This is a genomic window from Formosa undariae (genome assembly GCF_042427615.1).
GTDB classification, from domain to species: domain Bacteria; phylum Bacteroidota; class Bacteroidia; order Flavobacteriales; family Flavobacteriaceae; genus Formosa; species Formosa undariae.
In genome coordinates, this window is the sequence record NZ_JBHMEZ010000011.1 from 311080 (window position 1) to 330713 (window position 19634).

Annotated in this window: 13 protein-coding genes; 12 read left to right on the forward strand and 1 reads right to left on the reverse strand. The window is 35.4% G+C overall.

Translation table 11 applies throughout. The features are described 5' to 3' along the window. Positions 1-2 precede the first annotated feature (2 nt). From ACFFVB_RS09950 to ACFFVB_RS09980, 7 genes are all read left to right on the forward strand, one after another. Positions 3-1469, forward strand: coding sequence for a glutamate synthase subunit beta (locus ACFFVB_RS09950; protein WP_382382566.1), 1467 nt, complete (start codon positions 3-5; stop codon positions 1467-1469). A gap of 498 nt (positions 1470-1967) precedes the next feature. Further along, entirely contained in the window at positions 1968-3653 is a 1686-nt protein-coding gene (ilvD, locus tag ACFFVB_RS09955; RefSeq protein ID WP_382382567.1) for a dihydroxy-acid dehydratase, read from the forward strand. Positions 3654-3662: 9 nt separating this feature from the next. Next, positions 3663-5396, forward strand: a complete 1734-nt coding sequence (ilvB, locus tag ACFFVB_RS09960) for a biosynthetic-type acetolactate synthase large subunit (protein WP_382382568.1) — start codon at positions 3663-3665, stop codon at positions 5394-5396. A gap of 2 nt (positions 5397-5398) precedes the next feature. After that, the gene (gene ilvN / locus ACFFVB_RS09965) at positions 5399-5926 is read left to right on the forward strand and encodes an acetolactate synthase small subunit (protein WP_382382569.1); all 528 of its coding nucleotides are present in this window, start codon (positions 5399-5401) and stop codon (positions 5924-5926) included. Positions 5927-5936: 10 nt separating this feature from the next. Beyond that, positions 5937-7439 (forward strand): ketol-acid reductoisomerase, encoded by a 1503-nt coding sequence (ilvC, locus tag ACFFVB_RS09970; RefSeq protein WP_382382570.1) that lies wholly within the window; start codon positions 5937-5939, stop codon positions 7437-7439. A 7-nt stretch (positions 7440-7446) separates the two neighbouring features. Further along, entirely contained in the window at positions 7447-8712 is a 1266-nt protein-coding gene (ilvA, locus tag ACFFVB_RS09975) for a threonine ammonia-lyase IlvA (RefSeq protein ID WP_382382571.1), read from the forward strand. 75 nt (positions 8713-8787) lie between these two features. Next, positions 8788-10380, forward strand: coding sequence for an NADP-dependent glyceraldehyde-3-phosphate dehydrogenase (locus ACFFVB_RS09980; protein WP_382382572.1), 1593 nt, complete (start codon positions 8788-8790; stop codon positions 10378-10380). 447 nt (positions 10381-10827) lie between these two features. Here ACFFVB_RS09980 and ACFFVB_RS09985 read toward each other — a convergent pair whose 3' ends face one another. Next, entirely contained in the window at positions 10828-13650 is a 2823-nt protein-coding gene (locus ACFFVB_RS09985; RefSeq protein ID WP_382382573.1) for a TonB-dependent receptor, read from the reverse strand. 210 nt (positions 13651-13860) lie between these two features. Here ACFFVB_RS09985 and ACFFVB_RS09990 point away from each other — a divergent pair, with 210 nt between their 5' ends. From ACFFVB_RS09990 to ACFFVB_RS10010, 5 genes are all read left to right on the forward strand, one after another. Then, on the forward strand, positions 13861-14892 hold the full coding sequence (locus ACFFVB_RS09990) for a helix-turn-helix transcriptional regulator (protein ID WP_382382574.1): 1032 nt from the start codon (positions 13861-13863) through the stop codon (positions 14890-14892). A 182-nt stretch (positions 14893-15074) separates the two neighbouring features. After that, the gene (locus tag ACFFVB_RS09995; RefSeq protein ID WP_382382575.1) at positions 15075-16244 is read left to right on the forward strand and encodes an MFS transporter; all 1170 of its coding nucleotides are present in this window, start codon (positions 15075-15077) and stop codon (positions 16242-16244) included. Positions 16245-16250: 6 nt separating this feature from the next. Beyond that, a complete protein-coding gene (locus ACFFVB_RS10000; RefSeq protein WP_382382576.1) occupies positions 16251-17396 on the forward strand; it encodes a Gfo/Idh/MocA family protein in 1146 nt (381 codons plus the stop codon). Positions 17397-17468: 72 nt separating this feature from the next. Next, positions 17469-18521, forward strand: a complete 1053-nt coding sequence (locus ACFFVB_RS10005; protein ID WP_382382577.1) for a sugar phosphate isomerase/epimerase family protein — start codon at positions 17469-17471, stop codon at positions 18519-18521. Positions 18522-18537: 16 nt separating this feature from the next. Next, positions 18538-19515, forward strand: coding sequence for a ThuA domain-containing protein (locus ACFFVB_RS10010; RefSeq protein ID WP_382382578.1), 978 nt, complete (start codon positions 18538-18540; stop codon positions 19513-19515). The last annotated feature ends 119 nt before the right edge of the window (positions 19516-19634 follow it).

The following is a 19634-nucleotide window of genomic DNA, read 5'->3' on the forward strand; positions in this document are numbered from 1 at the left end:
TTATGGGAAAAATAACAGGATTTTTAGAATATAAACGTGAAGTTGAAGGGTACGAACCGGTAGAAGATCGTATTAAGGACTATAATGAATTTACAATTCCTTTATCTGAGCCTCATATGAAGGATCAAGGTGCGCGTTGTATGGATTGCGGAATTCCATTTTGTCATAGTGGTTGCCCACTTGGTAATTTAATTCCAGATTTTAACGATAAAGTATATAAAGGAAGGTGGAAAGAAGCTGCGGCAATCTTACACTCTACAAATAATTTTCCAGAGTTTACAGGTAGGTTATGTCCTGCACCATGCGAAGAAGCTTGTGTGTTAGGTATTAACGAAGACCCTGTAACTATTGAGAATATTGAAAAACAAATAGTTGAAACAGCCTTTAAAGAAGGTTGGGTTGTTGCACATCCTCCAAAAAATCGTACCGGTAAAAAGGTCGCTGTTGTTGGTGGTGGACCATCAGGTTTAGCTGCTGCACAACAATTAAATCGTGCTGGACATTTAGTAACGCTTTTTGAAAGAGACGATAAAGTTGGTGGTTTATTAAGATATGGAATTCCAGATTTTAAATTAGAAAAACAAATCATCGACCGTCGTGTAAAAGTTATGGAAGAAGAAGGAATTACGTTTAAAACCAATGCTCATGTTGGTGAAAATGTAGATTCTGAGCAGCTTAAGCAAGACTTTGATGCCGTCGTATTATGTGGTGGAGCAACGGTAAGACGTGGTATGCCAATTCCAGGAGCAGAATTAAACGGTGTTGTTCAGGCTATGGATTTCTTAAAGCAAAACAACAAACGTGTAAGTGGAACTCAGACATTCGAAAACGAGATAAAAGCTACAGGTAAAAACGTCATTGTTATTGGTGGTGGAGATACGGGATCGGATTGTATTGGGACGTCTAATCGTCATGGAGCAACATCGGTTACAAACTTTGAAATTTTAGATAAGCCATCAGAAGGAAGACCTGCGCATCAGCCTTGGCCGTATTGGCCAATGAAATTACGTACAAGTACATCTCATAAAGAAGGTGTAGAACGTTTCTTCAGTATTTCAACTAAAGAATTTTTAGGTGACGAAAATGGAAATTTAAAAGGTTTAGTAACTGCTGAGGTAGAATGGATCTTTAAGCCAGGCGAGCGTCCGCAATTAAAAGAACTTCCGGGAACTGAAAAAACTTGGGATTGTGATTTAGCATTATTAGCTTTAGGTTTTACAGGTGCTGAAAAAACACTTCCAGAACAATTAGGTTTAGATATGGATTTCAGAACCAATATTAAGGCAGATACTAACGATTATATGTCTAACGTACCTGGAGTATTTGTTGCGGGAGATATGCGTCGCGGACAATCGTTAATTGTTTGGGCAATTTCAGAAGGAAGACAAGCTGCATATCATGTAGATAAGTACTTGATGGGGGAATCTAATTTACCTCTTAAAACAGGAATTGATTTGCCAAGAGTCTAATACATAGTAAAATTGTCAAATATTTTAGTTTTTTATAGGTTACTATTCAAAGAATTAAGATATTTGAGTTATATATGAAAAATTTTATAATATATATTTCTATTCCTGTCGTTGTGATTCGTTCGTGAGGATAAAGGGGGGAAATATGTATTAAGAATATAATTAAAGCCTTCCTTTTTTCGGGAAGGCTTTTTTGTGTTAAATCAGTTTTTAATTAATCAATTTTAGCTTGTGATTAATTGCAAAAGGACTCGTTTTTGGGAGTGAATTTTGATTTCCACGTTTATTTGGAAAAAAGTTGATTTTTTTATCAAAAAAAGAAGGCATTGAACATCATATATAATAGTATTTAAGTGATTGTAGATCAGTTATTTAAATATGTAATACAACGAATGAGTTTAGTCTAAACCTGTCGGACCAAATTCGTTTAAAATTGACAAAAAATTAATTTAGAGCTCTCAAAGAGAATAGAATTTAGAGCAAAAGCTTTTAAAACATATGAAAAATTTAAAAAAGTATAGTCACGCGATCACTCAAGATCCTTCATTGCCTGCCGCTCAAGCGATGTTGCACGCTATCGGATTAACAGATGAAGATTTGCAGAAACCATTTATTGGTATCGCAAGTACAGGTTACGAAGGGAACCCTTGTAATATGCATTTAAATGACTTAGCTACACATGTTAAAAAAGGAACCCAAAATGCAGATTTAATTGGTTTAATTTTTAACACCATTGGGATTAGTGACGGTATATCTAACGGTACACCTGGAATGCGTTATTCATTGGTGTCTCGCGATATTATTGCAGATTCTGTGGAGACTGTTGTCGAGGGGATGAGTTATGATGGTTTAGTTACTGTTGTAGGTTGTGATAAAAATATGCCTGGTGCTTTAATAGGAATGTTAAGATTAAACAGACCTTCGATTTTAGTGTATGGTGGTACAATTGCTTCGGGTTGTCATAAAGGTGAAAAGCTTGATATTATCTCGGCTTTTGAAGCTTATGGAAAAAAGGTTGCTGGAACTATAGGAGAATCAGAATTTAAAGAAGTTGTACATAAAGCATGTCCAGGAGCAGGAGCTTGCGGAGGAATGTATACGGCAAATACTATGGCGTCTGCAATCGAGGCTTTAGGTATGTCGTTGCCATTTAACTCGTCCACACCAGCTGTTGGAGATGATAAATTAAAAGAAAAAGAATGCGTTAAGGCGGGTGAAGCTTTACGTTATTTATTAGAAAATGATATAAAACCTTCAGACATTGTCTCTAAAAATTCGTTAGAAAATGCCTTTAGATTAGTGACTGTTTTAGGAGGTTCTACAAATGCAGTACTTCACTTTTTAGCAATTGCTAAAGCTGCTAGAATTGAATTCACTTTACAAGATTTTAAAAGAATTAGTGACGACACACCTTTATTGGCAGACTTAAAGCCAAGTGGTAAATATTCTATGGAAGATTTACATGGTGTTGGTGGTATTCCTGGTGTATTAAAATACATGTTAGAAAACGGTATGCTTCACGGCGATTGTTTAACAGTAACAGGAAAGACTATTGCCGAAAACTTAAAAGATGTTCCTAATTTAATTGAAGGACAAGATATTATAAAAACACTTGATCAGCCAATTAAAGACACAGGACATATCCGTATTCTTTTTGGAAACTTGGCGACTGAAGGTGCTGTAGCGAAAATTACAGGAAAAGAAGGGCTTTCGTTTAGAGGAACAGCTAATGTTTTTAATAGTGAAACCGAAGTTAATGAGGGCATTAAAAATGGTAAGGTAAATAAAGGAGATGTAATTATTATTCGTTACGAAGGTCCGAAAGGAGCTCCAGGAATGCCAGAAATGTTAAAGCCTACATCGTCTATTATGGGTGCTGGATTAGGAAAAGACGTTGCAATGATTACCGACGGACGTTTCTCTGGAGGTTCTCATGGTTTTGTAGTTGGTCATGTTGCGCCAGAGGCTCAAGATGGAGGAAATATTGCATTAGTAGAAAATGGAGATATTATCTTTATCGATGCTGAAAATAATACTATTGATATTGAAATCTCGGAAGAGTTATTAGATAAAAGACGCGCAAATTGGGTCGCTCCAAAATTAAAAGCGGAACGCGGCGTGTTATATAAATATGCGAAAACAGTATCGTCTGCATCAAAAGGATGCGTGACTGATGAATTTTAATTTTTTACTATGAACACAGAAACAGTAAAAACGACTAAGACAGCTACCGAGAAAACAGTACGTATTTCTGGTAGTGAGGCGATCATTAAATGTATGTTGGCCGAAGGTGTTGAGATTCTTTATGGGTATCCAGGAGGAGCTATTATGCCGGTTTACGATGAACTTTATAAATATAGAGATCAAATTCATCATGTCTTAACGCGTCATGAACAAGGTGCTGCACATGCAGCTCAAGGTTATGCGCGTATTTCTGGAAAAGTAGGAGTTGCAATAGCTACTTCTGGTCCAGGAGCTACAAATTTAGTAACCGGTATCGCAGATGCTCAAATAGATTCTACACCTTTGGTCTGTATTACAGGTCAAGTGGCTTCACATTTATTAGGTAGCGATGCGTTTCAAGAGACAGATATTGTCGGGATTTCTACGCCAGTAACAAAATGGAATGTCCAAATTACCAAAGCGTCAGATATTCCTGAAGTTATGGCTAAGGCATTTTATATTGCTAAAAGCGGCAGACCAGGTCCTGTTCTTGTAGATATTACAAAAGATGCTCAGTTCGAAGAATTCGATTTTAAATACGAAAAATGTACTTCGGTACGTAGTTATAAAGCATCTTGTAAAATAGATATTGAAGCTGTTCAAAAAGCGGCAGACTTAATTAATGGCGCTAAAAAACCAATGATTGTTTGGGGACAAGGTGTTATTTTAGGAAAAGCTGAACAAGAGCTAAAAACTGTAATTGAAAAAGCAGGAATACCTTCCGCTTGGACCATTTTAGGAGCTTCGGCCGTACCAACAGAACATCCTCTAAACATAGGAATGGTTGGTATGCACGGTAATTATGCGCCAAATATGTTAACTAACGAATGTGATGTGTTAATTGCAATCGGTATGCGTTTCGACGATCGTGTTACAGGCAGTTTATCAACATATGCAAAGCAAGCTAAGGTTATTCATTTTGAAATAGACCCTGCCGAAATTGATAAGAACGTAAAAACAGATGTTGCTGTTCTTGGAGATTCTAAGTTGAGTTTGACAGAATTGATTCCGCTTTTAAATGAAAATTCACATCCAGAATGGCATCAGAAATTCAAAGATTTATATGCTATCGAATTTGAAAAAGTAATTAAAGACGATTTACACCCAACCAAAGACGGATTAACAATGGGAGAGGTAATAAATCAAATAAACATACAGTCTAAGGGGGATGCTGCTATCGTTTCAGATGTAGGGCAACACCAAATGATTGCATGCCGTTATGCGAAATTCAATAAAACGAAAAGTAATATTACTTCTGGTGGATTAGGAACTATGGGCTTTGCTTTACCAGCGGCAATTGGAGCGAAAATGGCTGCGCCAGATCGTGATGTTGTAGCTATTATTGGTGATGGAGGTTTCCAGATGAATATTCAAGAATTGGGAACTATTTTTCAACAAAAAGTAGCTGTGAAAATAGTCGTACTAAATAACGAATTTTTAGGAATGGTTCGCCAATGGCAACAGTTGTTTTTCGATAAGCGTTATGCCTCTACGGAAATGACAAACCCTAACTTTGTAGCGATTGCTGAAGGCTATTACATAAAATCTAAACGTGTTACAAAACGTGAAGAATTAGCAGATGCTGTTGCAGAAATGATGGCACATGACGGTGCATATTTCTTAGAAGTATGTGTGGAAAAAGAAGGAAACGTTTTCCCAATGATAGCAACAGGAGCTTCAGTTTCAGATATTAGATTAAGTTAATTATGGAAGATACTATAAACACATATACCATCTCGATTTATACCGAGAATAATATTGGTCTTTTAAACAGAATTTCAGCAATTTTTCAAAGAAGACATATAAATGTAGAAAGTATAAATACATCTGCAACAGAAATTATAGGTGTGTCAAGATTTACTATTGTAGTAAACCTTGCAGAAGATCGGATGAAGAAAATCATAGGTCAGATCGAAAAGCAAGTCGAGGTAATAAAGGCTTATTATCATACAGATGAAGAAACAATTTATCAAGAGTCTTGTATGTTTAAATTGAAATCTGATTTATTATTTGAAGAACGTGAAATTCAGAATATAATTAAAGAAAGCAACGCAAGAATTGTACATGTTAATAAGGAGTTTTTTGTGCTTGAAAAATCAGGTAAAAGAAATGAAATAGAACAATTGTATCGCGAATTTAGTGCCTATGGCATTATGCAGTTTGTTCGTTCAGGACGAATTGCAGTAACTAAAGAAGAAATGAAAATATCACAAATGCTAACAGCATTTAATTAATTTAAACACAATGGCAAATTATTTTAACACCTTATCACTAAGAAATCAATTAGAACAATTATCAAAATGTCGTTTTATGGCATCTTCAGAATTTGAAGATGGTGTAACTGCATTAAAAGGTAAAAAGATCGTCATTATAGGTTGTGGCGCACAAGGATTAAACCAAGGATTAAACATGAGAGATTCTGGTTTAGATATTTCTTATGCTTTACGTGCGGCAGCAATTAAAGAAAAGCGTGCTTCTTTTGTGAATGCTTCAGAAAACAACTTTACTGTTGGAACTTACGAAGAATTAATCCCAACTGCAGATTTAGTTTTAAACTTAACTCCGGACAAGCAACATACAAATGTTGTTGAGACGATTATGCCTTTAATGAAAAAAGGTGCTACATTGTCTTACTCTCACGGTTTCAATATCGTTGAAGAAGGTACTCAAGTACGTGAAGATTTAACCGTTATTATGGTTGCTCCAAAATGTCCTGGTACAGAAGTACGTGAAGAATATAAGCGTGGATTTGGTGTGCCAACATTAATTGCTGTGCATCCAGAAAACGATCCAGAAGGAAAAGGTTTAGTGCAAGCTAAAGCTTATGCAGTTGCAACAGGAGGAGACAAAGCAGGAGTTTTAGAATCGTCTTTCGTCGCTGAGGTTAAAAGTGATTTAATGGGAGAGCAAACTATTTTATGTGGTGCGTTACAAACAGGATCTATTTTATGTTTCGACAAAATGGTTGAAGAAGGTATAGAGCCAGGTTATGCTGCTAAATTAATTCAGTATGGTTGGGAAACTGTAACGGAAGCTTTAAAGCATGGTGGTATTACAACGATGATGGACCGTTTATCGAATCCAGCTAAAATAAAAGCGTTTAAATTATCTGAAGAATTAAAAGATATTTTACGTCCACTTTTCGAAAAGCATATGGATGATATTATCTCTGGTCATTTCTCTAAAACAATGATGGAAGACTGGGCAAACGACGATGTTAATTTATTAACTTGGAGAGAAGCAACTGGTGAAACAGCTTTCGAAAAAACAAAATTAACTTCAGATAAAATTTCAGAGCAAGAGTATTTCGACAATGGTGTACTTATGGTTGCTATCGTTAAATCTGGTGTAGAATTAGCTTTCGAAACTATGGTAAGCGCAGGAATTATCGAAGAATCTGCATACTACGAATCACTTCATGAATTACCATTAATTGCGAATACAATTGCAAGAAAGAAACTTTATGAAATGAACCGTGTTATTTCTGATACAGCAGAATACGGATGTTACTTATTCGACCATGCAGCAAAACCAATGTTAGTAGATTTCATGAAAGGAATTAAAACTGATGTTATTGGTAAGCCATTCTCAACATCTAACGAAGTTGATAATATTGAATTAATTGCGGTAAACGATGCGATTAGAAATCACCCTATCGAGGCGATTGGAAAATCGTTAAGAACAGCCATGACAGCAATGAAAACAATAAAATCTGAAGTAGAAGAAGACGCTTCAGTGTTAGCCTAATATAATTATGCAAACCGAAAACAAAACATATTTTCCAAGTTTAAAAGCAGTACAAGCAGCAGCCGAGCGTTTAAAATCGGTTGCTGTTTCTACGCCTTTAACACAAAATCTACAATATTCTAAACGTTTTGGCGCAAATGTGCTTTTTAAACGTGAAGATTTACAATTAGTTCGTTCTTATAAAATTCGAGGGGCATACAATAGGATGTCGTCTTTAACGGAAGAACAAATGAAAAATGGTATTGTATGTGCAAGTGCAGGTAATCACGCCCAAGGTGTGGCTTTATCCTGTAAGTTGTTAAAGATAAAAGGTACTATTTTTATGCCTTCGCCAACACCCAATCAGAAAATTGAGCAGGTAAAAATGTTTGGTGAAGATTATACTACTATTGTTTTGGTTGGCGATTCTTACGACGATGCATATCATGCATCTATGTTAGAGTGTGAGCGTTTAAATAAGACATTTATTCATCCGTTTAACGATCAAAAAGTGATTGAAGGGCAAGCTACTATAGGACTTGAAATATTAAGTCAGATCGATGCGCCGTTAGATTACGTTTTTGTTCCTGTTGGAGGTGGTGGATTAGCTTCAGGCTTATCTACGGTATTTAAACAATTATCTCCAGATACAAAAATTATAGGGGTCGAGCCACAAGGCGCACCTTCTATGAAAACATCTTTAAAAAACGGATATAACACAGAATTAAAAACGATCGAGAATTTTGTCGATGGTGCTGCGGTAAAAAAAGTAGGCGATAGAACGTTTGCTATTTGTAAGCAGAATTTAGATGATATGATTACCGTTCCAGAAGGCAAAATCTGTGAAACCATTTTAGAACTTTATAATAAAGATGCTATTGTTGTCGAGCCTGCAGGTGCTTTAAGTGTTTCTGCTCTCGATTTTTACGCTGAAGAAATTAAAGGTAAAAATGTGGTTTGTGTTATTAGTGGTAGCAATAACGATATTACTAGAACAGCCGAAATTAAAGAACGCGCTTTATTGTATACCAATTTAAAGCACTATTTTATCGTGAAATTTCCACAACGTGCTGGAGCATTAAAAGAGTTTGTTGCCGAAATTTTAGGACCTAATGATGATATTACCTATTTCCAATATGCTAAAAAAACCAATCGTGAAAATGGTTCGGCCGTAGTTGGTATTGAATTAAAATCATCTAAAGATTTAGGGCCATTAATAACTAAAATGAAACAGAAGAATTTTTACGGAGATTATTTAAACGATAATCCAGATCTGTTTCAGTTTTTAGTATAAGCTTAACTATTATGTAAACTACTAAATACGATTAAAGAGTTATTTTTAAACTTAACTGTAAATTAAAATTATATTATGCACACATCTTTTTTAGAGATTCCGGATCAATATAAAGTTACAACTGAAATTAATCAAAACACATATTTAGTAGGTGGTGAATTAAAAAAATGGACGGGAGAAACTGCAGACATATATTCGTCTGTATCATCAACGCCAGAATATAAGCCAACACGACTTGGTAAAATACCTCAACTAGGGAAAGAACAAGCCTTAGATGCCTTAAATGCTGCTTGTAAAGCCTATGATAAAGGCCAAGGCGAATGGCCAACAATGAAAGTGATCGATCGTATCGCTTGCATGGAAAAGTTTGTTGAACAAATGAAAACCAAGCGAGAAGATATCGTGAAATTACTAATGTGGGAAATTGGTAAAAGTTTACCAGATTCTGAAAAAGAATTCGATAGAACAGTAGATTATATTTACGACACTATTGAAGAGTACAAACAACTAGATCGCGATAGTGCTAAATTTGAAAAGCACGATGGCGTTTACGCTCATATAAGACGTGGTTCGTTAGGTGTTGTGTTGTGTTTAGGTCCATATAATTATCCGTTAAACGAAACTTTTGCACTGTTAATTCCTGCCATTATTATGGGAAATACAGTGATTTTTAAGCCTGCGAAACATGGTGTATTATTAATGACACCGTTGTTAGAAGCGTTTCAAAATAGTTTTCCAAAAGGCGTTGTAAATATTATTTACGGTCGTGGACGTGTTGTAGCAACACCAATTATGGAAACTGGTAAGGTCGATGTCCTTGCTTTAATCGGGAATAGTACGTCTGCAAATGCACTTCAAGAAAGTCATCCAAGACAAAATAGATTGCGTTTGGTTTTAGGTTTGGAAGCTAAAAATCCTGCAATTGTTCTACCTGATGCAGATTTAGATTTAACGATAGATGAATGTATTGCAGGAACCTTGTCTTTTAACGGACAACGTTGTACAGCTTTAAAAGTATTATATGTTCACGAAAATATTGTTGAAGAATTCAATAAACGTTTTGCGGCTAGAGTAGATGCGCTACAATTTGGAAATCCATGGGATCAAGGAGCAAAACTAACTCCGCTTCCGGAACCAGGAAAACCCGCTTATATTCAAGGGTTAATAGATGATGCTTTAGAAAAAGGTGCGACTATTTTAAATGAAAAAGGAGGTAAAACAACGGAGAATTATATTTTTCCAGCGGTATTGTATCCTGTAAGTAAAGACATGCGCGTATTTCTAGAAGAACAATTCGGGCCAGTAGTTCCTGTGTTGCCTTTTAAAGATATTCAAGAACCTTTGCATGATATGGCAGAATCTAATTATGGACAACAAGTAAGTGTCTTTGGTCAGAATGTAAAAACATTAGCGCCATTGGTAGATACTTTAGTCAATTTAGTGTGTCGTGTTAACTTAAATAGTTCTTGCCAACGTGGACCAGATGTTTATCCGTTTACGGGAAGAAAAGATTCTGCTGTAGGAACATTAAGTGTGCATGATGCTTTAAGATCGTTCTCTATTAGAACGTTTGTAGCTTCAAAAGATAATACTTATAATAACGCTATTTTAAATGAATTGCTTGATACTAAAGCATCTAATTTTATAAGCACTGATTATATACTGTAGATAAACAGTATGATACATCCTTTTTAAATTCTAAGATTAAATATTTTTTATTCAAAGGTTTATACTAGTCCAATTTTTTTTCACCGAAAAATTCTGCACTAGTATAAACCTTTATTTGTATGAGATAGATTTTTTGTACTGTATAATTAGCAATAAAACATTAAGATCTAGATGTGCATTGTTTAAGTACAAACTAACCAAATCAAAAATCAAACTTATTTATTGTTCACTAAGTGTACCTATAAAAACTATTTCTTTAATTAGTTCATTGAGTTGGGCTTTTTGCAAAGTGATAAGTAAAGCTAAAAAGTGAAATCTATAGCATTTTGTAGTGATTAATTGGTCGCGAAAAAAAGGGCTGAACCTTATTAAGATGGTTCAGCCCTTTTTAATTCTATACTAATCTAAAATGCTTATTCAGATTAAATATTCAGTGTTTTTTATACTTTAAAACGTGTAGTTTAATTGAAGTAAAGTCGCACGAGGTAAAATTGGAATAACAATAAAACTAGCATCAGGATTGTTCTCTATAAATTCTGAAGTCGCACCGTTAGCATTTGCTCCAAATGAATTTGCTCCCATAAAATTAGCCAAACCATCGGAATTAAAAATATTAGTCATTAAAAGATTAGCGCTTAAATTTCTGTTTATTTGATAACCTAAACCGGCATCAAAAACACTGTAGGCATCAAGCTGAAACGCATTGGCTACATTGGCTTCTCGTTTTCCTGTATATCTCCATTTTAAAAAAGAAGAGACTTTATTTTTGCTGTATTCAATAGCAAAATTAAACATAAGTTTCGGGTTAAAAGGTAAGGTGTTTCCTGAGTAATCTACGGTGCTATCGTCTGCGGTGTCTGCGGTTCCAGCAGCATCGTAAAGATTCCATTTGGTTGCTTTAGGATCTTGAATAATTCCATTAAATCGGAATGCTATGTTTTGGAACGGTTTGTAAATAGTTTCCCATTCTAAACCTAAAGTTCTAGAGGTGTTAAATAGAATTGGTGTATAGAAAATACTACCTGTATCGCCATCATATTCAAAGTTAGAAATACCAATGTCTTTTAATTCACTCCAAAATACTGTGGTGGTAAAAGAGAAGTCTTTAAGAATAGATTTTAGTCCAACTTCGACTTGGTTTATTTTCTGCACTTCTCCCGCTTGATTAATAGGGACATTAGCATAATTATTAAAATAATAATTTAATTCTGGAGCTTTGTTTCCTTTAGATAATCTTCCGAATACCGATGCGTCTTCTGTTAATTTATAATTTAAACCAAAAGAATACGAGACATAATTGTAAGTATAGTCAAACTCGTCTACTTCTCCTGTTGGAGCTAATATATTATTGTCGTAAGCTGTGGTTTCATCTTGATCTAATCCTCCGTTTTGTGTAAATGGCGCATAGCGATCGTTACTACCTTTATGGGTAATCGATTCAAAACGAACTCCTAAATCAAGTTGGATTTTGTCTGAAACTTCCCAATGGTCGTTTGCAAACCCGGCTACTTGACTAATTTTAGCACGACTATTCGTAAAGAATAAACCACCATAATTACTAACGCCATATTCGTCTGATAATGCCATAACAGGTTCTCCAGGATTTTCTAAAGTAACTTGTAACATTTGCGGATTGTTCTCGTAGGTAGAAAAAGCAAAGCTTCCTTGTGTAAATACCGAGGTGTCGGAAAATCCTGTAGCAAAACCAAAATTTAAGTCGTGCTTATCCCACGATTTATTCAATGTTAATTGTTGCATAAATTCATCTGCAGTATTGTCCTTATACCAGGTAGATGTTCCCATAATAGCATCGTTAGGTAGTGTGCCACCTGTTAAATACTCAGAAGAGTTGCCCGAGAAAATACCACTGTTGTCAATTCGTGCGAGCTCTGCTCCAGAGTTTGCATTTTTAAATACAATTTGTCCCACAGGAAACGGATTTCCGTTACTCACTAAATAATATGCCGTAGGATCGCTAATAGAAACAAAAACATTACTTATTGCTGTTTGCCAATTCGCGCTTTTAGAAGAGAACTTCATGTTGTTTTTTATAGACCAGTTATTCCCTAAATTTTGAAATAAATCGAAACCAACAGCTAAGTCTTTTGCATGAACTCCATTTGAAGGGTTAAAGCTATTCGTACCTCCTTCAGATAAATTTCGACCGTCAGGAATAGTAGCGTCAAAACTAGGCATTAATAACGCTGAGTTATTAAAGTTCTGTCCGAAAGCAGCTTCTGGGTTGTCCCAATTAGTAGCAGCTACACCATTATATCTGTTTGTATAATCGTTAAGATATTTTCCGTAAAGTTTAAAATAACCTCTCGAATTTTCTTTAGTAAGGTCGAATTTAAACTGTCCACCTTTACTAAATGTAAAATCTGTATTTCTTGCACCATCGTCATGTCTGTAATGTCCACCAGAATTAAAAAACCAATTATTCCCTAATGCACCACCTAAAACTGCGTCTACTCTATAGAGCATATTGCCTTCGCCTTGAACGCCTGTTTGTAATTGCACTTCTCCATTTAAATCTTCAGAAGAATTTCTAGAAATAAAATTGTAAACACCACCCGGAGCATTCATTGCAGTTATAGATGCACTTCCGCCACGTAAAGCTTCGACTTTGTTTGTGGTTAAATCTACGCGATTAAAGATGTCTGGGCTGTAATAGGAGTGTTGTACTAAACTTACAGGTAATCCGTCTTCTTGTAAAGAGACATAGTACCAACCCATATCGTCTTCTGCCGCTGCAGAGATACCACGCGTATATACTTTTGTAAAAACCTCTCCGGCAGATGCGTCGGTAAAGGTTCCCGGTATATTTTCTAATAGGTTTGCTGTGCCTCTAGGATATACTTTTTGTATTTGTTCAGAATCGAGTGTGCTTACAGATGTACTAGATTCTAACTGATCTTTAGGTGTGAAATTCCCCGTTATAACTACCGTATGAAGGTTAAGTAAATCGGTATCTAAAATATATGAAAAAGACCTGTCAGTTCCATTCACTTCAATCTGTTCTTTTATAGGTTTAAATCCTAAGTGTGAAATGCTTAATGTGTATTGTCCAGTAGGAATATTTTCTAGATTAAATTCACCTTCAGAATTGGTTATATTGTAAATATTAGGTTTGGCATTTACAATAACAGTAGCTCCAGATATGGGCTGGTTGTTGCTGTCGGAAACGGTCCCACCAATTGTAGATTGAGCGTTTAATAAAAAAGGTTGAGTTAGTATCAATAAAGCTACTAAGCATTTAAATAAATTCATAGGTAAGGGAGTGAGGTTGTTGTTTTTTAATTTGAACATAAGGATGTAAAACTAGTAGTAATTTCTCTTTATTCAAAGACACTGAAAGAATTCATACAATCTATTACATATGTTGTGTGTAATTTGAGTATTTCTTGTTTTAACGGAGCTAAAATTTTTAATTCGCAAAAAAAGTGTATTTTGCATAGCACTTATATTTAAATAATTTCAGTGAAAGTAAACAAAATAAACATAGAGCCTTATAAAGCTTATGGTGTGGTTTATCACGCCGATACTTGTTTGCCATTACTTGATGCGTTTAATCGAAAAAAAATAAAATTTAAAGCACTCGCTAGGCATACTTATCCTGGCGATCGATTAGATGAAAATACTGTAGGTTTAAATAGTATTGGATACTGGGACGCTAGCGAACCTCAAGATTGGGGATTAGATTGGCATAGAAATGAAGGGATCGAATTTCATTTTTTAGAGTCTGGTAGTATGCCTTATTCTCAGGAAAATAAAGAAGTTTTACTAACGCCTAATCACTTAACAATTACCCGTCCATGGGAAGCCCACAAAGTAGGAAATCCATACGTTGGTATGGGAAAATTCTATTGGGTTATTATCGATTTAGGAGTAAGAAGACCACACCAAGAATGGGTATGGCCTGATTGGATTACTTTGGTTCCGAAAGATTTAGATCGATTGACTGCCATTTTAAGACAGAATGAAAAATCTATCTGGAAAACAGATCAAAAAGTTCGTGACTGTTTTGTTAGAATAAACAAAGCAATTGATACAGATGTTAATGGTAGTAGTGCATCTCGCATAAGGTTACTAGTTAATTACTTACTGATTCTCTTGTTCGACTTATTAAATACCGAAGATATTGTGTTAAATGAAAAATTAACCGATAGCTCTCGAAGTGTAAAATTTTTCTTAGATGAATTAGGCAATAATTTATCCGAAAATTGGACTGTCGATCTTATGGCAGAGTCTGCAGGCGTTGGAGTAACGCGATTTACTCACCATTGTAAGCGTTTAACAAATGTAACGCCTATGCGTTATTTAATGATGAAACGTCTTAACCTGTCAAAAAGAATGCTTCTGGAAAATCAAGAATTAACTATTGCAGAAATCGCGTATACGTGTGGTTTTGCTACAAGTCAATACTTCGCGACTGTGTTTAAAAAGCATGAAAAATGTTCTCCAAATGCTTACAGATTAAAGCTTACCGTTGAAAATACGGAATGTGTTTAAAATATTTCACTGAATAAATATACACCTCTTTTCGAAATCTATTTTCTATTTTCACTACGTAGAAATTTTCAAGATAGTTTTTTAACCTTTTCAATGAATCTTACTTCATTGAAAATACTTTTTAGTTTTAAAACTCTATTCCTTTAATTTCTGCACAAACAAACTAAACCACAGACATAATAATGGAAATTAATAAGAAAAGACTCTTTCTTGGGAGCTGCTTGGCTCTAATTACAACCGCAATGACTTTTGCTATTCGAGCAAGATTAGAAACCGTTTTTGGCCCAGAGGGCGTAGGTTTAACCCTAGAACAAATTGGATATGCGTTTACACCTGCTTTTTTCGGGTTTACGCTAGCGATGATTTTTGGCGGACCGTTAGTAGATTTTATTGGGATTAAAAAAATTACTTGGATTGCCTTTATAATGCATGCCGTAGGTATTGTCTGGACTATTATGGCAGATTCTATGAGTTCCTTATTTCTTGCAACATTGTTTGTAGGGATTGGTAATGGTATGGTAGAAGCAGCTTTGAACCCGATGGTAGCCTCAATGTATACCAACGAAAAAACAAAAATGCTTAACAGATTTCACGTTTGGTTTCCTGGAGGAATCGTTATTGGTTCCATTGTGGGGTGGTTAGTTATGGATGTTTTCGGTTTTAGTTGGCAAATCATGGTGTCAACTTTATTTATTCCACTAATTTTATATGCAGTCCTGTTTTTCGGACAAAAATTTCCTGTAACAGAACGTGTTCAAATGGGAATTAGTAATAAAAGAATGTTTGCAAGTATTGGTAAGCCTCTATTTCTTTTTATGGTGTTTTGCATGTTATTAACAGCGGCCTCAGAGTTAGGGACTACGCAACGTATAGAATCACTTTTAAAAGAATCTGTAGCCGTACCGCTTTTAGTATTGGCATTTATTAATGGAATTATGGCGTTAGGTCGACTTTTTGCAGGACAAGTGGTTCATAAACTGCAGCCTTCAGGAATGTTATTATATTCAGCAATATTTACGTTTATCGGTTTGTGGTTATTAACCATAACTACAGGAGGAATGACGTTTGTTGCAGCAGCCGTTTTTGCTGTTGGAGTTACATTTTTCTGGCCAACAATGTTAGGGTTTGTAGCAGAATATTTACCAGAAACAGGTGCTTTAGGACTTTCAATTATGGGTGGAGCAGGAATGTTTTCTGTATCTTTAGTCTTACCAATTATGGGAAAATTAATGGACGATGCGAATGCTGTAGAAGCTTTAAGAACAATGTCAATTTTACCTGCAATTCTTATTCTGGCCTTTTTAGGGTTGAATATTTATATGAAAAAAAGAAATAAAATAGAACAAGCATAATTTAGTATGGCAAGAAAATTAAGAATGGGAATGATTGGTGGTGGCACCGGTTCATTTATAGGAGATGTACATAGAAAAGCGTCGTCAATCGACGGTATGATTGAATTGGTTTGTGGTGCTTTTAGTAGTAGTGCAGAAAAATCAAAAGCATCTGGAAAAGCATTATATCTGCCAGAAGATAGGTGCTATGGTAGTTTTGAAGAAATGATCTTAAAAGAAAAAGAATTACCAGAAGGCGATCGTATGGATTTTGTGTCTATTGTAACTCCAAATCATATGCATTTCGCTCCTGCAAAATTAGCTTTAGAGCATGGGTTTCATGTGGTGTGTGATAAGCCAATGACACTAACTTTGGATGAAACAATGGAATTAGAAACTAGTGTTCAAAAAAGTGGTAAGATTTTCGCTCTAACACATAACTACACAGGGTATGCCATGGTAAAACAAGCGCGAGCTATGGTTGCCAAAGGCGATTTAGGAAAAATAAGAAAAATACAAGTACAATATTTACAAGGTTGGTTGTCTACCGCAGTAGAGCAAACAGGACAAAAACAAGCATCTTGGCGTGTAGATCCTGCTAAATCCGGAATTGGAGGTGCTTTAGGAGATATAGGAACGCATGCTGCGAATTTAGCAGAATATATTACCGGTTTAGATATCGAAGAACTGGCTGCCGATTTAGGAACATTTGGTGAAGGCCGTGTTTTAGACGACGATGGTAACTTGTTACTTCGTATGAATAATGGAGCAAAAGGTACCATGTCTATTTCCCAAATAGCATTAGGCGAAGAAAATAATTTAGCAATTAAAGTTTATGGAGAAAAGGGGAGCTTAGAGTGGCAACAGGAAAATCCGAATCAGTTAATTACACATTGGCTTGAAGATCCAGTAAAAGTATTTACGCCAAACGGTAATAATTTATATGAAGAAGCCCTTGTTGTATCGCGTATACCAGCGGGACATCCAGAAGGGTATTTAGAAGCATTTGCTACTATTTATAAAAATTTCGCGACACATGTTATGGCGATATTAAATAATGAAACTATTGAAAAACCAGATTATCCAACAGTAAAAGAAGGTGTTCGTGGGATGCAGTTTATTTATGCTGCCGTAGAAAGTGATAAGAATAATGCTGCTTGGGTAAAAATTTAAAAATAATTAACGTACTTAATTTTTAAAAAGAATTGAGGAATAAATTTCTTCTGTCATGGAGAGTATTAGTATATGAAAACAATAAAAGGACCGGCAATTTTTTTGGCACAATTCGCAGGAAGTGAGGCACCATTCAATACTTTAGATAATTTATGTAAATGGTCGGCGGATTTAGGATATAAAGGAATTCAGATTCCTACTTGGGAAACAGGATTAATCGATATTGAAAAAGCTGCCGAGAGTCAGACGTATTGCGATGATTTAAAAGGAAAAGTAAATTCTTACGGTTTAGAAATCACAGAATTATCAACACATTTACAGGGGCAATTGGTTGCTGTAAACCCAGCTTACGATACCATGTTTGATGGTTTTGCTCCCGATGCTTATAAGAATAATCCAAAAGCTAGAACGGAGTGGGCTATAGATTTTGTTAAAAAATCAGGAACAGCAAGTGGTCGTTTAGGGTTGAAATCCCATGCAACATTTTCCGGGGCATTATTATGGCACACAGTATATCCTTGGCCTCAGCGTCCGCAGGGTTTAGTTGAAATGGGTTTTGAAGAATTAGCAAAACGTTGGTTGCCTATTTTAAATCATTTTGATGAGCAAGGTGTGGATGTTTGTTATGAACTTCATCCGGGCGAAGATTTACACGATGGGGTGACGTTCGAGCGTTTTTTAGAAGCGACGGGGAATCATCAACGTGCCAATATTCTCTACGATCCGAGTCATTTTGTGCTTCAGCAGTTAGATTATTTAAAGTTTATCGATTATTACCACGAACGCATTAAGTCGTTTCATGTAAAAGATGCCGAATTTAATATGTCAGGTAAACAAGGTGTTTATGGCGGATATTCAGATTGGCAAGACCGCGCTGGTCGTTTTAGATCTTTAGGAGATGGGCAAGTCGATTTTAAAAGTATTTTCACAAAATTAACCAAATACGATTGCGATGTTTGGGCTGTTATGGAATGGGAGTGTTGTATTAAATCTTCAGATCAAGGAGCAAGAGAAGGCGCACCTTTTATTCAAAAGCATATTATTGAAGCTGCCGAACGTAGTTTCGACGATTTTGCAGGAGCGAAACCCGATGAAGCGTATCTGAAAAGCATTTTAGGAATTTAAAAAAATCAGTTTTATTATGAAAAAACATATCGTTTTATTGCTTTTTAGTCTTTGTTTTATATCGCAATCGTATTGTGCAAGCGAGGCTAGTCGTAAAATAAAAGTACTTATTGTCGACGGACAAAATAATCATGATGTATGGCCAAAATCGACTATTATGATGAAACAATATTTAGAAGAAACAGGATTATTTACTGTAGATATTGCAAGAACAAAGTTTTTATCCAAAAGTGAAAAGCATAAAGATTGGTTAAATTACGCTAATGTTGCTCCAGGTGTTGAAGGGGAACCAAAGACAGATCCAGACTTTAATCCTAAATTCTCAAAATATGATGTAGTTATTTCTAATTTCGGATACAAAGCAGCGCCATGGCCAGAGAAAACTCAGCAAGCTTTTGAGAAATATATTGCAAAAGGTGGTGGATTTGTAAGCGTACATGCTGCCGATAATAGTTTTCCTAATTGGGAAGCTTATAATGAGATGATTGGTATTGGTGGCTGGGGAGGTCGAACTGAAAAAAGTGGACCGTATTTATATTTAGATAAAAACAACGAACCTAAAAAAGATTACTCACCAGGACCAGGAGGAAAGCACGGAAAGCGTGAAGATTTTGCTGTAACTAATTATAACGAGGAACACCCAATTACTAAAGGCTTGCCTAAAGTGTGGATGCATGCAGACGACGAATGTTATGCTTTATTAAGAGGCCCTGCGAATAACGTGAGTATTTTATCTGCAGCAGTATCAACTTTAAAAGACCCTGCTTTAGAACAGAAAGAACCGGTGGTAATGACTATTAATTATAAAAAAGGAAGAATATTTCATACCACATTAGGTCATGATGTAAATGCTTTCGAATGTGTTGGTTTTATTACACTATTAAATAGAGGTGTAGAGTGGGCCGCAACTGGAAAAGTAACTCAGACAGAAATACCAAGCGATTTTCCGTCGTCGACAGAAGTGTCAAAGCGTAGTTTTACTTATAAAAACTAGTTTGGTATCTAAAACAAGATTTTAAATTATTGATATATTACGAATCCTCTAAAATTGAATGTTTTAGAGGGTTTTTATTTTCTATAATGTAGTATATGTATTAAATATTGAATTATTTT